Source organism: Paenarthrobacter sp. NPDC057981 (assembly GCF_042886835.1).
GTDB lineage: Bacteria > Actinomycetota > Actinomycetes > Actinomycetales > Micrococcaceae > Arthrobacter.
Map to the genome: position 1 here is coordinate 43,629 of NZ_JBHVQI010000012.1, position 14,756 is coordinate 58,384.

At 63.5% G+C, this 14,756-nt stretch carries 13 protein-coding genes; 3 read left to right on the plus strand and 10 right to left on the minus strand.

What is annotated here, in order from left to right:
• Positions 1-9: 9 nt before the first annotated feature.
• Positions 10-1,005 (minus strand): stage II sporulation protein M, encoded by a 996-nt coding sequence (locus ACFVSI_RS12575; RefSeq protein WP_387823865.1) that lies wholly within the window; start codon positions 1,003-1,005, stop codon positions 10-12.
• Between the two features lie 138 nt (positions 1,006-1,143).
• Here ACFVSI_RS12575 and ACFVSI_RS12580 point away from each other — a divergent pair, with 138 nt between their 5' ends.
• Positions 1,144-1,950: an RDD family protein gene (locus tag ACFVSI_RS12580; RefSeq protein ID WP_387823868.1), complete on the plus strand. Its 807-nt coding sequence runs from the start codon at positions 1,144-1,146 to the stop codon at positions 1,948-1,950.
• Here ACFVSI_RS12580 and ACFVSI_RS12585 read toward each other — a convergent pair.
• From ACFVSI_RS12585 to ACFVSI_RS12605, 5 genes are all read right to left on the minus strand, one after another.
• Complete coding sequence (locus ACFVSI_RS12585; RefSeq protein WP_387823870.1) at positions 1,947-2,804, minus strand: pentapeptide repeat-containing protein; 858 nt, start codon at positions 2,802-2,804, stop codon at positions 1,947-1,949. The genes ACFVSI_RS12580 and ACFVSI_RS12585 overlap by 4 nt on opposite strands.
• A gap of 204 nt (positions 2,805-3,008) precedes the next feature.
• On the minus strand, positions 3,009-4,229 hold the full coding sequence (locus tag ACFVSI_RS12590; RefSeq protein ID WP_387823872.1) for an Ig-like domain-containing protein: 1,221 nt from the start codon (positions 4,227-4,229) through the stop codon (positions 3,009-3,011).
• A gap of 117 nt (positions 4,230-4,346) precedes the next feature.
• Positions 4,347-5,825 (minus strand): adenosylhomocysteinase, encoded by a 1,479-nt coding sequence (ahcY, locus tag ACFVSI_RS12595; RefSeq protein WP_387823875.1) that lies wholly within the window; start codon positions 5,823-5,825, stop codon positions 4,347-4,349.
• 69 nt (positions 5,826-5,894) lie between these two features.
• Positions 5,895-6,113, minus strand: a complete 219-nt coding sequence (locus ACFVSI_RS12600) for a Trm112 family protein (RefSeq protein WP_387823878.1) — start codon at positions 6,111-6,113, stop codon at positions 5,895-5,897.
• A gap of 158 nt (positions 6,114-6,271) precedes the next feature.
• Positions 6,272-6,649, minus strand: coding sequence for a DUF3499 domain-containing protein (locus ACFVSI_RS12605; protein ID WP_387823881.1), 378 nt, complete (start codon positions 6,647-6,649; stop codon positions 6,272-6,274).
• A 142-nt stretch (positions 6,650-6,791) separates the two neighbouring features.
• Between ACFVSI_RS12605 and ACFVSI_RS12610 the strand changes: the two genes are divergently transcribed.
• Positions 6,792-7,310 (plus strand): metallopeptidase family protein, encoded by a 519-nt coding sequence (locus ACFVSI_RS12610; protein ID WP_387823884.1) that lies wholly within the window; start codon positions 6,792-6,794, stop codon positions 7,308-7,310.
• A gap of 7 nt (positions 7,311-7,317) precedes the next feature.
• Here the strand turns inward: ACFVSI_RS12610 and ACFVSI_RS12615 are convergent, their stop codons facing one another.
• Genes ACFVSI_RS12615 through ACFVSI_RS12625 form a run of 3 tightly spaced genes read right to left on the minus strand, consistent with a single transcriptional unit; the run spans position 7,318 to position 12,972 of the window.
• Positions 7,318-9,054 (minus strand): DUF5719 family protein, encoded by a 1,737-nt coding sequence (locus tag ACFVSI_RS12615; protein ID WP_387823887.1) that lies wholly within the window; start codon positions 9,052-9,054, stop codon positions 7,318-7,320.
• A complete protein-coding gene (locus ACFVSI_RS12620; protein WP_387823890.1) occupies positions 9,047-12,415 on the minus strand; it encodes a glycosyltransferase in 3,369 nt (1,122 codons plus the stop codon). Before ACFVSI_RS12620 ends, ACFVSI_RS12615 begins: the two co-directional genes overlap by 8 nt.
• 11 nt (positions 12,416-12,426) lie before the next feature.
• Positions 12,427-12,972: a WhiB family transcriptional regulator gene (locus ACFVSI_RS12625; RefSeq protein ID WP_387823893.1), complete on the minus strand. Its 546-nt coding sequence runs from the start codon at positions 12,970-12,972 to the stop codon at positions 12,427-12,429.
• A gap of 375 nt (positions 12,973-13,347) precedes the next feature.
• Here ACFVSI_RS12625 and ACFVSI_RS12630 point away from each other — a divergent pair, with 375 nt between their 5' ends.
• Positions 13,348-14,043 (plus strand): TIGR03089 family protein, encoded by a 696-nt coding sequence (locus ACFVSI_RS12630; RefSeq protein ID WP_387823896.1) that lies wholly within the window; start codon positions 13,348-13,350, stop codon positions 14,041-14,043.
• A 36-nt stretch (positions 14,044-14,079) separates the two neighbouring features.
• Here ACFVSI_RS12630 and ACFVSI_RS12635 read toward each other — a convergent pair whose 3' ends face one another.
• The gene (locus tag ACFVSI_RS12635; protein WP_387823899.1) at positions 14,080-14,646 is read right to left on the minus strand and encodes a GtrA family protein; all 567 of its coding nucleotides are present in this window, start codon (positions 14,644-14,646) and stop codon (positions 14,080-14,082) included.
• Positions 14,647-14,756: the final 110 nt, after the last annotated feature.

A 14,756-nucleotide genomic window follows, 5' to 3' on the forward strand; every position in this document is an offset into this window, starting at 1 on the left:
CTGTAAGGTCTATGCAGCGATGCTTCTGTAACCGCCGTCGTTGGCATCCAGGTCGCCGGTCTCCCCCGCACGTACGGCCCTGGCACCGAGTAGCAGCGTGTACGTCCAGTATCCGGCCAGGACAGTGGCGCCGATGGCGATCTTTGCCCATACCGGGAGGTGGCTGGGCGTCACGAAGCCTTCCACCATGCCTGACACGAGCAGGACCAGCACCAAACCCAGTGCGATCGTGATCAAAGACCGACCCTCATCGGCTACAGCCTGCATCCGCGTCCTGGGGCCGGGACGGACCATGGCCCAGAATATTCTGAGCCCTGCAGCGCATGCGATGAACACTGCCGTGAGTTCCATTAACCCGTGCGGGAGGATGTAGCTGAAGAACACGTCTGTTTTTCCCGATGCCATGAAGACTCCACCGGCGATCCCCACGGCTTGGGCGTTCATGAAAAGTATGTACGGCACCCAGAACCCTGTGACGCCGAACGCTACGGCCTGGGCCGAAATCCACGCGTTATTGGTCCACACGGCCCCGGCGAAGGATGCCGCCGGGTTCTCCGAGTAGTAGTCGATAAAGTCTTCCTCGACGTACCTGCGAACTCTTTCGTCGCTGCCGAAGGCTGCCCTCAGCGCATCCGGCGAGGTCCCGATCCAGAAAGCGTAAGCCACCCCGACCACAGTGAAGGCCAGCCCACACCACAGTGTCAGCCATCGGATCCGGTAAAACGCAGCCGGCAGTGAGATGACAAAGAATCGGGCAAGATCTTCCATGAAGTTCGAACGCGCACCAGTGAACCGGGTGCGGGCTTGCGCCAGGGCTGCGGACAACGACGAGGACAAACTGGTTTCAGGAGCCACCGAACGAATCAGCGACAAGTGCCCGGAAACCGTTTGGTACAGGCGCAGCAGCTCGTCCGCTTCCTCCCCCGTCAACCGGCGCTTGTGCGCCAGGAAATGAAGCCGCGACCATTTATCCCCATGTACGGCCGAGAAGGCATCGATGTCCACGGCACCACCCTAACGCCTGGAGCCCAACCCTGGGACCGATCTGTAAGCCGGAGACCGGCGTCATTTCCCCGGCACGCCGCTAGACTCGTTGTGCAGACGCCACCGGGCACTGCATGTCCGGAAAGCGTGGGGGCTGGGTTGAGTTCGATCATCACAGGCGAGGCAGTGGTCCTGGAGCTGCGCTCAGCGTCTTTTGCTGCCCGCGGGCTGGGTCTCCTTCTCGATGTCGTCTCGCAAGTGCTCCTCGCAATACTCCTGATCATCCTCGTCCTGTCGGCGTCTTCGGACCTTGACGATTCGGCGATCCAGGCTCTGGTCCTGTGCAGCGTTGTCTTCTCGGTAGTGGTGGTGCCCGTCACCGTGGAAACCCTCACCCGCGGGCGCTCGTTGGGAAAGCTCGCCACGGGTCTGAGGATCGTACGCGACGACGGCGGATCCATCCGTTTCCGGCACGCCTTGATCCGTGGACTGCTTGGTTTCCTGGAGATCTACATGACCTTCGGTGGCCTGGCCATTGGGGTGGCCTTGTTCAACGAGAAGTCCAAACGGCTGGGCGACATCGTTGCCGGAACGTATTCGCTTCGCCTGCGCGTGCCGTCGAAACCCCGGATCACGCCCGTTGCGGCCCCTTACCTGCAAGGATGGGTGGCCATGGCGGACATCGGGCGGGTACCGGACTCCACCGCCCGCCGGGCCGGCACGTTTGTCCAGCAGGCGTACCTCATGGCACCGGCATCACGGCTGTCGATGGCAACGTCCCTGGCCTCGGAGTTGGCACGCTACGTTGCACCGCCTCCGCCCCGGGGCACCATCCCCGAGGACTACATTGGTGCAGTCCTCGGAGAACGACGCAACCGTGAACTTTCCCGTCTGCGTCAGGCCGAGCAGAGGAACGCTGTGATGGGCGCACGGTTACGGAAGCTCCCGTACACCCACGAACCCTAGTTCGGCCCGGAGTCACGGTCCGGAACGGAATCACCCCAGTAATCCGGCCTGCGGAGCCGTGAAGGCAGAAGTGTCCGTGAGTTGCCTTCGGCCGCGTTGATCTGCGCTTGCGTCAGGTAGAGCGCTGAGGAAAGGTCCGCGCCCGACAACTCGGCTCCGCGCAGATCCGCCCCCAACAAGTCCACGGCCGCCAGGTCACTCCCGGTCAACTTGGCCCCTATCAGGTAGGAACCCCGCAGGTCCGCGCCGCAGAGGCTGAGGTTCGCCAGCTGGGCTCCCATCAGGTCGGCACCTGGCTGCAGGCCGCCGTCGGGCAAGTGCCGTTCGTCCGCACCGTAGGAAGCGCGAACCTCCTCGCTGACCTCCATGAGGAGGCTCCGTACCTGCCCATGGAGGCTTTCGACGTCGGCCTCCAGGACCGTGGTGGCGTCACCACGGGTGGTGGCCGCCACGTGCTGGGCGAGGCTCGCCGCCGCGGTGGCGAGCTCGGGATCGAAGGTCCGCTGCCGGGCTTCGTCCAGGTACCAGAGCATCTCGTGGAGCTGCCTGACGATTTTGAACACGGCGAACATCCCGGGTGCGGAAGCGGGCCGCTCCCGCCAACTGGTTCCACCGAAGGTGTGCTGGGAAACCAGCTGTCCGGCGCCGAAACAATCGAAAACCGTGCAGCCCGTGAACCCACGGGGCCGCAGCCGTTGATGGATGGTGCAGGAAAAGTCCGCCGCCAGGTTTGGACACGGCGACCCGGCAGCTTTGTCGATGGCGAAATCCGCAGAGCGCGTGAATCCCAGGGCAGTGCAGCACAGCGCAAAGCAGTTGCCGCAGTCCGGGCGAAGGGTTGGTTGAGTGGTCATATGGTGCTCCAGGTGATGAAGTGGGTCCGGGGGAAGGAGCTGGGGAACCCGTCAGCGGGTTCCCCTAAGGGACACCTGTCATCACGATGGAGGGCAGCACAAAACCGGAGGCCAACAATTGGTCGGCACGGCAAATCCGGGTCAAAGAGAAATCCGGGTCAAAGAGCGCAGGAAATAATCACTGCGCCGATCCTAACAGCTGGATTACCGCTGGGCGTAGCTCGCCCAAGGAATGTTCCAATCGCCAAAACCTTCCAATGGTTCAACAGCCGGTGCTCCCGTGTTCAGGATTTGCACGACGTCGCCGGTCTTCATGTTGTTGAAGAACCAGGCAGCGTCATCCGGCAGCAAGCCCACACAACCGTGAGAGACGTTCACCCGGCCGATGGCTCCCCATGCTGCCTCAAGTGCCTGGTGCACGTAAACACCCGACCACGTCAGGCGGTTGGCGTAGTCCACCACCATCGGCGGGTAGTAGCCCTTGTCTCCGGGCTTCAGGCCGATGCTGCCGGCGTTGAAGTTGGATTTCCGTTCCTGCTCGAGGATGACAGCGTAGCCGGTGGGCGACAACCAGTCCTCACCGCCGAGGGACACGGGGGCCGTGTGGACCAGTTGCCCGTCGGAGTAGACGTTCATGGTCTTGGTGGTGTCATCCACCACTGCTATCCGCTGCGGTCCGGTGGTGAAGGTGGACACTACATCCCCGTTGCCGATCATGTTGTTGCCGAAATCGACACCCAGCAGCTTCATGTCAACGGTCACTGTGGTTCCGGAAGCCCAGAATGCCTCGGGCCGGATGCGCACCTTCTTGTCCGAGTACCAATGCCACGCGACAGGCTGGCCGGAAGAGACGGTGATGGCCACCCGCTTCTCCATGGCCGCCTTATCCACAACCGGCTCGCTGAAGTTGATTTCGATCGGCTGGCCGGAACCGGCAGTGGTGCCGTTCCGGGGATAGATGGACGCGTCTGCCTCGTATGCGGCCGAAACCGTGGTGAAGGTCTGGGACTTGTTGGTTTCCTTCCCCGCGGTGTCCGCCACCGTGTAGGAATAGTTGTACTTCGTCTTGAACTTCAGCACTTCCTGGGTAGTCCAGGTGGTGCCATCGGGGCTGATCTTGCCAACCACCGGCGTCCCGCCATCAACTGGCGTCAATACAACACTCTTGACCTTGCCGTTGACTGCCTTGATCTGGGGACCCACCACTGGGTTCCACTCCACGGCGCCATCGAGCGGGGTGATTCCGACCTCGACGGGTTTGGCCTCCACAGTAGGAGTAGGAGACGGGGCGGTGGCAGTGTCCTGAGAAGAGCCGGGCAACAATCCGGGCACTGTGGCCACGCCGATTCCGCCCACGGCAATGGCCGCGCAGACCCCGATGATGGCAAGGACCTTGCCCGTTTTCCGTTTTGCGACTTCCGTCATGTTTCCCGTCATCCTGTCCCCCGGCAAGCCGTACTGAATACCCAATTCTAGTCGAAAGGCCGGCAACGCTGATCGCGTGCCGGCCTTTCTCCATCGATTGTGGATGACGGGGAGCCCTTAGTAGCGGTAGTGCTCCGGCTTGTAGGGGCCCGCGACATCCAGGTCCAGGTACTCGGCCTGTTCCTTGCTCAGTTCCGTCAATTCAACGCCGAGGGCGTCCAAGTGCAGGCGTGCCACCTTCTCGTCCAGGATCTTCGGAAGAACGTAAACCTGCTTCTGGTACTCGCGTTCACCCTCCGGCTGGTCTTTCTTCGTCCAGAGCTCGATCTGCGCGATCGTCTGGTTGGCGAAGGAGTTGCTCATCACGAATGACGGGTGGCCCGTGGCATTGCCCAGGTTCAGCAGGCGGCCCTCAGAGAGAACGATGATCGAGCGCTCGTTGTCCGTGCCGGAGTCGAAGACCCACTCGTGGACCTGCGGCTTGATCTGGACCTTCTTGACGCCCTCGACCTTGGCCAGGCCGGCAATGTCGATCTCGTTGTCGAAGTGGCCGATGTTGCCAACGATGGCCTTGTTCTTCATGCCCAGCATGTGTTCGGCAAGGATGACGTCCTTGTTGCCGGTGGTAGTGATGAAGATATCGCCTTGTGCCAGCACGGTCTCCAACTTGGCCACCTGGTAGCCGTCCATGGCGGCCTGGAGGGCACAAATGGGGTCGATCTCGGTAACGATGACGCGCGAACCTTGGCCCCGCAGCGCTTCCGCCGCGCCCTTGCCGACGTCGCCATAGCCACAGACGACGGCGACCTTGCCGCCCATGAGGACGTCCGTGGCCCTGTTGATGCCATCCGGAAGGGAGTGGCGGATGCCGTACTTGTTGTCGAACTTGCTCTTGGTGACGGAGTCGTTGACGTTGATGGCCGGGAAGAGGAGCTTGCCCTGCTCGGCCAGCTGGTAAAGACGGTGGACACCCGTGGTGGTTTCTTCGGTGACGCCCTGGATGAGGCCTGCGATACGGGTCCACTTCTGCGGGTCCTCTGCCAGCGTGCGGCGAAGGAGGTCGAGGATGATCGCATATTCCTCGGGGTCCGCTTCCGTGGCCGCCGGGACAGCGCCGGCTGCCTCGAACTCCACGCCCTTGTGCAGCAGCAGCGTGGCGTCGCCGCCGTCGTCGAGAATCATGTTGGGGCCCAACTCAGGGTTGGTGTCGGCGCCAGGCCAGGTGAGAATTTGCTCGGCAGTCCACCAGTACTCTTCAAGGGTTTCACCCTTCCAGGCGAAGACCGGAACGCCCTGCGGGTCCTCCGGGGTTCCCTTCCCGACCACGATTGCGGCAGCGGCCTCGTCCTGGGTGGAGAAGATGTTGCAGGAGGCCCAACGGACCTCGGCGCCGAGCGCCGTGAGGGTTTCGATGAGCACCGCGGTCTGAACCGTCATGTGCAGGGAGCCGGCGATACGCGCGCCCTTGAGCGGCTGGGAAGCGCCAAACTCGGCGCGAAGCGACATCAGGCCGGGCATCTCGTGCTCGGCAAGCCGGATCTGGTGGCGGCCTGCCTCGGCGAGCGAAATATCAGCCACTTTGTAGTCGAAAGTCATGGAAGTCCTTAGGTGCCGTGCGGGTGTTAAACGTGCGTTGTGAATCCGAGCCCGGTAGGAAACGGGCTGCTAGGCCTTGGAATCGTGCTGGCTCGAGCCGGCCGCATTGGCCGCAGCCAGAAGTTCCGGAGGCAGCAGCAGCGGAATGCCGTCCTCAATGGAGTAGCGGGGCTTGACGCCGTCCGCGGCGTCAGCTGTCGATACCAGCTCCTCGCCCTCCTGGACCAGCGATGAACCCGTCACGGGGCAGCGCAGGATGGACAACAGTTCAGGACTGACCTTTGGCATGAATGATGCTCCCTGGGTGGCGCCGGCCTGGCGCCGCTGGCGGATTTATCTGCAGCTTCCAGACTACCGCGCGGGAGCGCAGGCTTTGGATCACGACGACGGATTGAGGCACGACGGCGGCACAAGCGGCGGTCGTCCGCTCCAAGGGCGGTGGAGCCTTAGGACGGCTCGCGGAGTATGCGGAGGTGGCCCCGGCGGGTGCCCTCGGCGCTGGCCGGGGCCTCGATGTGCGGGTGGCTTTGGCGGGCAGGTGTTTCCGGAGCGGCCGACGCTGCCTCGCGGACTGCGTTCGCCAGCGCCAGGAGATCATCCGGACCAGGCTGCGGGGGTGTCGCAGGCATGGCCAAGCGCAGTACTTCCCAGCCGCGCGGGACGGTGAGGCTGTCGGCGTGCTGAGCGCAGAGGTCATACGCGTGCGGTTCTGCATAGGTGGCAAGCGGACCCAGGACAGCCGTTGAGTCGGCGTACACGTACGTCAAAGTGGCCACCGCAGACTGGCGGCAGGCTGATCTCGAACACTGACGAATAGCACCCACAACATCCCAGATTAGCGCCACTTGGTACCTGTGGTGCGCATTGAGGCCCCGTGGCTGCCAATGCAGGGCGTGGTTTCGGCGACTTCGGCGCGGTGTGGACAATGATGTCGCGCTGGCCGTTACCCGGGACTAAAGTCGATATATGCAGTCACAGCCACATGTTCCCGGATTTACCGTCCGGTGGACTGACGCCGATGGCGATCAGACAGAGGAACACGCCGGATCAAGCGGGCGGGGATTCCGGCAGCGCCGTCGCAACCGCCACGGCAGGGGGTTGCGGGGTGAGCTGATGCTTCCCAACCTTCCAGGTTTCCGCACCCGCTCGGAGCGGTTCGACGACATGGTGCTTGACTCCGCCGAGCGCCTCCAGGACATGTGGGGCAAACAACTGGACGGCGTCCTCTTCGCGGTGGACGAGATCCCGCCGAACCTGGAACAACTGGTCGCCACGGGCAACCCGGCGCCCATGGGTGCCTACACCCCCGGTGGCCGCGGTGAACCGCCCATGATCACGGTCTTCCGCCGGGTGGTGGAGCAGGGCACCACCACCCGAGACGAGCTGCAGGACCTGGTTCATGACGTTGTGGTGGAGTACACGGCAGAGATGCTGGGGGTACCCCCGGAGACGCTGGACCCCGTGTATCGTCGCCGCTACCAGTAACCGCCGGTTAGTAGCCCACCGTAACGGGAACCTTCTCCAACCCAGCCGCTGCATCCTGGATCGCCACCACGGACACGTCGTTACGGCCCTGTTTTCCAAGGATCATCGCGCCGTAGACGGGATCGCCGGACGCAGAAACCACGTATCCCGCTATGACCGCGTCTCCGGACTTTGCGGGGAGCTCGATAACCGACGTGGTGCCACCGGCAAGGTCAAGGTCAACAGCCTTGCCTACTTTGCCCTCGGCCGTGACAGGAGCGTAGTTGACCGTGGCGCGGCCCTCGGGCACGCCAAAGCTCAGGGAGCGTAGACCATCCCGTGGAACGGCCACCAGGTGCTGGCTCCCCAGCCGCGCCGATGCCGGTGACCACGCAAAATCCGTGGCTTCGTCGGCTTTCGCGCCTCGGGTGACCCTGGTCGATGCAACGAAAGAAACGTCGGAGCTTGCACGGACTGTGTAGCTGCCGGCCGGAATGCCATCAAGATTCATCGTGGCAACAGAACCGCCCTTGACCGTCACCACTCCCCCGTTGGGAAGCTTCCGCTCGCCATTGGCGCCGTATAGGCTGACCTGCACCACTGCATCGGTTGATCCGGGAACAGCGATCTGAAGGGCCGGCACCGCGTCGGTGAACCCGGACTTTACGGAGAGCGCTTTGATCCCGTCCGCGTCCTGGATGTCGACGCCGGACATCACCTGGACGTTCGATGGCCCGTCACCCGGGGAAAGGTACTCGACTCCCCCGGGAGCGAGCCCACGCAGCACACTTTGCTGGATGGTTCCCGCCACCGGGCCGCCCGTGCTTCGTACGTGGACAGCGAGCTGCGATTCTCCCGGGGCCAACCCCGCAAGGTTCAAGGACCGGGTGGTTCCGGGAGCTACCAGCAGTCCTCTGGCGCCCGGAGCCTGTATCTGGCCTTCGTAGCCGAAAAGATCAAGGTTCACCGTGGCAGGGGTCTCGGATGGGTTACTCAGGTTGAGAACCGCAGTGCGCCCAACGGATGTATTCGCCCCCTGCAACCATGAATCATTGCTCGGCGGCTGGCACTGCGCAGACGCCAAGCCACGGAGATCCCCGTCGGTGGCCGAATAGCTGAGGTTGGCGGCCATGGACGCCTGCTCGTTTCCAATGGGTGCTGCCTCCACCACAGACGGCGAGGTCACCGGGCTGATGGACGCCACACCCGCTGCAAGAACCGGTGGTCCTGCCGTAGGCGTTGGAGTGCTTGTGGGAGTCTTGGCGATCTCCGCCACTGCCCCGCCGCCCAGGGCGGCGACCTTGCTGCCAGGAACTGTGCCAGCGGGGTTGCTCAGGACCACAGCGTTGAGGGCGCTTGATGCCGTGGTCGAGACAGGGCTGAAGTCGGCGTCCGTCCCCACCACCGTCCCGCTGACCAGCCGCGCCGGTTCGGGGCATACTCCGAGAGCACGGCCAGCCGGAACGTCAGCCTGGCGGATGTCCGTGCCGGTACCACCTGAAGGTCCTGGAACCATCGAGGTGGCAGCCACAGCGCCTCCACCCGCAGCCACGATGACCACAGCGGAGAGCACCCCGGTGACCACGCCCGAATTGGATCGTCGGGAACCCTTGTCGCTGGATGACCTATCGCCACGGGAGGACTTCTTGCTGCGTAGTGACTTTTCGCTGCGTGGTGACTTTTTGCTACGCGGTTGGTCTTCGGCCACATTCGGCTCAGCCGTCGGGGTTGCTTCGTCGGCCTTCTTCTTCTGATCCTCAGACACTGCTGTACTCCTTACGGAGGGAGACTTCGTCCCTCGACATGCCCGTGCGGGAACGGCGGGCGGGCATCGGAATCGCCAGCAGGACTGTCAAGACGATAACCACCACCTGCAGAATTCCCAGCCACGGAGCCCACGGGTTCGTGTAGCGGATTTCAAGCTCGCCGCCACCGGCCGGCAGGTCAAATGCCTGTGACCACCCGGATGTTGTCGCCGTCAACGGCTTGCCGTCCAGCAAAGCCGACCAGCCAGGATCAGCCCGTTCAGCCAGCACCACTTTCCTGCCGTCATCTCCGGCGGGAGCATTGGCTTTGGCGGCCACCTCCTCGGAGGGCAGGGTGCCCACGGTGGTGCCTTCGCCATTGACGATACGGACACGATGCGCCGCGTCCGCAGCATTGGCCGCTGCTTGGCCGCGGGGGGTCACGCGCCACAGCCAGCCCGCCTCCGTTTGGCCGACGGCAACCAGCCCCGGAACGGCATCGATCCTGCTCGCGGTCAGTTGGTCGGCGTTGTCCGCGGCCTTCAGCACCACGAAACCGGCGCCAAGTTGTTCGAGGTCGGGGCGGGGATCCACTCCCGTGCTCGCCACGATCGTAGCCACTGCCCTCCGCAAGGATGCGGTAGCCGCGTCATCGGAGGTGAGTTCTTCCCGGCCCGGGGCGCCAATGATGGTCCTCGCGGAAGCTACCGTGGACAGGCTGTCCAGCGTCGTTCCGGCTCCGCGCATGAGTGAGGATGTGAAGGCACCTTGCTCGCCGCTTGTGATCACCAAGGTTCGCGTACGCTCTGGCCCTTGGCCACGATCGACGGCGGTAGCGGGCAGCGTGCCGGACTCCGTGGGCCACACTTGGCGGTGGGCGCCCAGAGACGCGGCCGACTGGGGGTTTTTGGAGATCGCCGGGGAACCCGTGGGGGTTGAGGGTTGGAGGACGTTCTGCGCAGCCCAAGCTCCCATTCCAGCCAAAGGCCCCGCAACCAGCAGGATCACCACGACGGCCGAAGCAGCGCGTCGCAGCGGAAGCCTCCGGCGGCCAGGGTCAGACGTTCTGCGGCTCGCCGAGAAGATCTTCTCAGCTCCGAGCAAGGCAGCACCCAGCAACAGCATCCCCGAGGCGGACACGGCTGGGCCGGTGAAAGGCCCGACTATGACGTTGTTGTTGACGCCCGTAGCCACATGCCCCACGAGCCAGGCGCTTCCCAGGGTGGCCAGGGCAGCCAACCAGAAAACCCGCGCCAGGGCTGTGCGCTTACCGGGCAAGAACAACGCCGCCACGGCGAGCAGCACAACGGGCACACCAATGAGCAAGGCCAGGATCAACGCCCAGGGCACGGGACCCGGCCCGAACAGCGACAGGCCCGTTAGCCCGCCGTCGATCCCGAATGCCACCGGCTGGCCAAGCAATTGCTGCCACAGCGGGGCGGCATCGAACCCGAGGGGAAGTCCGGGATCAGCCAGCAGGGAGCGGGGTCTGTCGAGTACGGAAAGGGCGTAGGGAAGGAACAAAGCAAGAGTCGGCAGCAACGACCACCACATGGTTTTGCCGCGCTGCCCCAGCACCACGGCAGCCAACACAACAGCCACGACGACAGGACCCAGCAACGACGGCGCCGAGGCCGTGACGACAGCCATGGCCAAACCGGCTGCAGCTGCCGCCGTCCACGAAGGCGTCCCATTAATGCCGGGCTTGCTGCGCACAGGAGCGAGCCTGGCACCGGACGATGCGTGGGACGTCGTGGAATACGGTGCCCTCGATTGCCCGATGGCCGATCCCGATGCCCGCAGCAGTGCAAGCAGCAGCAGCGGCATCATCAGATGGGCCACCAAAGCACCGATGCGGCCTTCATTGATGGAAATCAGGAGGGTCGGCGAGCCCGCCCAGACCAAAGCTGCCACGGTCCGGAACCGGCGCTTGGTGGTCAAAGCGCCCGACGCGAACCAAGCGCCAACAGCCGACAACGGCATCGCGAGGATGAGGAGCCACCCCATGGCTGCGTTCCCGTCTCCGCCTCCGAGGAGAGAGAGAATCCACAAGACGTAACCGAAAGGATCACCGTGGCCCGGCAGGCCGGCACCAAGGGAGATCCACCATGTGGACGCGTTGGCCCAGATGTCCGCAGGGGATTCCGAAAGAGGGAGAAGCCCTCCCCCTGTGACAGGACCGGAGCGAAGGAGTCCAAGTAGCCCGACCACAGCCGCTGCGAGGGCGATGCAGGCCGCGGCAACAGCGCCGGTCCCCACCCAGCCCCGCTCGTTCGTGGCGAGGGCTGCGAAGTCATCTGCGGCATCGCCGCTGGGCTCAGGAGCCAGAAGATCGCTGGAGGGCTGGGAGTCTTCACCGGGGCGGATGGCTTCCAGCAGGGATCGCCGATGGGCCCGGACCTCGCGCGTCGGCGTCTGCAGGCCGCGCACCACGGAACGATGGACCCGCCGCGTCCTGGCGGCGACGCGGCGCCCCCGGACAATTGCGACAGGACGAGTCAACGCTGCGATGGTTGCAGTGAACTGAGAGAAGCCATACCCCGGCTCCTTCACGAGGATGCTCAAAACCAGTCGGACTAGAGCTCCGAAGAAGGCACCAACAACCTGGAACGGTACCTTCCACCACACCGTGTGCTTGAGCCGGAGATGGATCTGGGCTTTTCGCGCTGCCGAAGACGTGCCCAAGCCGTGGGGGCGGTGCTCCACGTGGAACATGCGGGCAGAGGGCACAACAACCACACGGTTGCCGGCCAGCCAGTTCCGCCAGCAGAAATCGACGTCGTCGCCACTGCCGGGCAGCGCGGGATCGAACCCGTCCAACTGCTCCCAGACATCCCGGCGTATCAGCATTCCGGCGGAGTTAACGGCAAACGTATCTGACCGGGCGTCGTATTGCCCTTGGTCCACTTCATCGGCATCGATCAGGGTGAGACGCTCTGCCCAGCGGCTCGTTGAAAGTCCAACATCCACGAGGTGGCGGCCGTCGTCCCAACCGAGCTGCTTGCAACCGGCAACGGTTACCGACGGCGCGCGCTCCACGGCGTGGAGCAGCTCCGCCAGGGAGTCCGGAGCTGGGGCGGCATCGTCGTGCAGAAGCCAGATCCACTCCACCGGCTGGCCCGCACCGGAGCGGGTCCCCGCAGGAGCAAGCTCCTGAAGACCGGCGCGGACAGCAGCGCCGAAGCCGGTCTTCGCTTGGTGGAAGGTGGTGACATTGCCTTCCCCGAGGGCACCGCGGAGCAGACCCAAGGAGTTATCCGTGGAACCTGTATCAATGCCAATGGCGGCATCTGCCGAACGCGTCTGGTCCGACAATGCCGCCAATGTCCTGGGCAGGTAGTTGCCGCCATCGTGGGAAACCACGACGGCGGTAACGTGCACTTCCTTGAGAATTAGACCGCTCGCTTCCTTAGCCGACGGCGCTCCCGCTCGGAAAGCCCGCCCCAAATACCGAACCGCTCGTCATTGGCCAGAGCGTATTCCAAGCACTGCGAGCGCACGTTGCAGGCTCCACAGACCTTCTTGGCATCCCTGGTGGATCCACCCTTCTCAGGGAAGAACGCTTCAGGATCGGTCTGCGCACAGAGCGCGTCCGTCTGCCAGCCAAGCTCACCTTCGTCGTCGAATTCCCCTTGGCCGGGGAGACCGATCCACACGGGCTGTCCAGGCGTCTCAAGCGGACGGCGCAGCTCCATGGGAGGATCGTCTAGGTCATCTTCCGGACCAGCCGGCAGGTCACCGATCAACGCCTCATGTGCCGCCAGGAGTGCCGTTGCCTGGTCCTCCAAAGACTGCTGCACATTTTGGTTGTATCGGTCTGCCGCTTCCGGATCCGCAGGGTCCACGTACCAGTCCCCCGGCACTTCCCGCGAACGGTATTTCACCGACGCATGTTCTGCGACGACTGCATCTTCCTGGATACGCAACGCTTGCCCCATGGCGTCCCTCCTGAGTTTGCAGCTGCTGCTTGGATGTATTTCCGACTCCCGGTGGTATTCGGGATGTCTGTGCAGCGGCGTTGATTACTAATTACACGCGTGTAACTACAGTCAGTCAAGCCGCGCCGGGATAATAATCAAGAAGCTGTGGAAAAGTGGGATGCGCCACGCCCGGAATCCCGCACATTGCCGGTGACGAAACCCGCGGAAAACGGGACCCCTGAATCGGTTGCGTGAACATTCGTTGAATTTCCGCGGAATCGGTATGAGCATTACGGACACAACCAGCGATTGGACTAACGCGATTGTGTCGCAATTCACATCGAATACTTTGTTGTCGGCAGTGGCGCTGAAGCGCCGTGGCAAGATTGACCCATGAGCATTCCGGCAGTGAACTTGATGACCTCCCTCCGGTCCGGGCACTCAACATCGCCCCGACTCACCTGGTACGGCCCCGACTCCGAGCGGGTTGAACTGTCCGGACGCGTTTTGGACAACTGGGTGGCAAAAACAAGCAACCTGCTCCAGGACGAACTCGACGCCGAACCCGGCATGGCCATCCGCCTGGACCTGCCGGCCCACTGGAAGTCCTTTGTTTGGGCTCTCGCCGCCTGGCAGCTGGGAATGGAAGTTGTCCTGGACGACACTTCTGCAGATCTGCTGGTCACCGACAAACCCGACGACGGCGCCGGGGCCGGCTTCGATGCGGTGGTCGCCGTGCCGCTCGCAGCACTTGCGATGCGCTGGCCAGGTGAGCTGCCATCCGGCGTCGTGGATTACGCGGCGGAAGTCCGCTCCCATGGCGACGTCTTCATGGCGCACAACGAACCTGAGGATGACGCGCCCGCCGTTCGCGGCTCCGCCGGGCACTTGCACTCGGAACTGCTGGAGGGATTTGCTGGCACCCAGCAGCCTTCAGTCCGGCTTCTGGTTCGCACCGGCGACGGACTGGAATCGGGCCTCGCGGCCGCTCTCGGCGCATGGAAAGAGGACGGCTCCGTAGTACTCGTTCACGACGACGTGGAGGTCACCGACCACCTCTTGGAAAACGAGCGGGTCAGCCGCCCTTAGTGTCAGCCGTTCGGCAGCGGCCCGGGGTATCGGGCGTCAGGGCTTCTTGATGGAGGGAAGCTCGCCGGTTGCCGGATTGCCTGCTCCTGCTTCCGCGCCGGCTTTGGCCTTGGTGTGGATATCCAGAAGCTCGTGGTCGTGCGAAAATTCCGGTTCCTGATCCAGTTCCTTGTTGAAGACCAGGAAGCGGTAGGCAAAGAACCGGACTACCGTGGCCACCAGGATGCCAACTACACCGGCCGCGAAAAGCAGGTTCTTGTCCGTGATGTTCAACCAGTAGTTGGCAATGAACGTGAAGCCCGTGGAGATCCCGATTCCGATGCCGTTGATAATGACGAACATCACGAACTCGCGCACGACGTTGTCCTGCCTGCGATGCCGGAAAGTCCAGAACCTGTTGGCGATCCACGAGAAGATTGTTGCCACCACGGCACCAACAAAACGCGCCTTGGACGGGCTGTCAGTCATCGGGCCGTGCATCAGGTAGTACGTGAGGCCGTTGTCGATAACGAACGCCACACCACCAACAGCGCCGAACTTGGCCACTTCGCGCCAGAAGAGCGAAGCAAGTCCGCGGATGCGATCTGCAAGTGTGGTGATCATGACCCTCCATGGCCGTTGAAAGTGGGCCGATGGGCCTTGACCATTTTAGCGCCGATTTCCACGTACTGCCCGGGAGTACGCTGTGAGAACGCCAATAGAGGGTAAAGAAC

Excerpts from the sequence above, each read along its gene's own strand:
- ACFVSI_RS12585 (WP_387823870.1), bottom strand. The coding sequence starts at position 2,804 with ATGACCACTCAACCAACCCTTCGCCCGGACTGCGGCAACTGCTTTGCG.
- ACFVSI_RS12590 (WP_387823872.1), bottom strand. The coding sequence starts at position 4,229 with ATGACGGAAGTCGCAAAACGGAAAACGGGCAAGGTCCTTGCCATCATC.
- ahcY (WP_387823875.1), bottom strand. The coding sequence starts at position 5,825 with ATGACTTTCGACTACAAAGTGGCTGATATTTCGCTCGCCGAGGCAGGC.
- ACFVSI_RS12600 (WP_387823878.1), bottom strand. The coding sequence starts at position 6,113 with ATGCCAAAGGTCAGTCCTGAACTGTTGTCCATCCTGCGCTGCCCCGTG.
- ACFVSI_RS12610 (WP_387823884.1), top strand. The coding sequence starts at position 6,792 with ATGCAGTCACAGCCACATGTTCCCGGATTTACCGTCCGGTGGACTGAC.
- ACFVSI_RS12625 (WP_387823893.1), bottom strand. The coding sequence starts at position 12,972 with ATGGGGCAAGCGTTGCGTATCCAGGAAGATGCAGTCGTCGCAGAACAT.
- ACFVSI_RS12630 (WP_387823896.1), top strand. The coding sequence starts at position 13,348 with ATGAGCATTCCGGCAGTGAACTTGATGACCTCCCTCCGGTCCGGGCAC.
- ACFVSI_RS12635 (WP_387823899.1), bottom strand. The coding sequence starts at position 14,646 with ATGATCACCACACTTGCAGATCGCATCCGCGGACTTGCTTCGCTCTTC.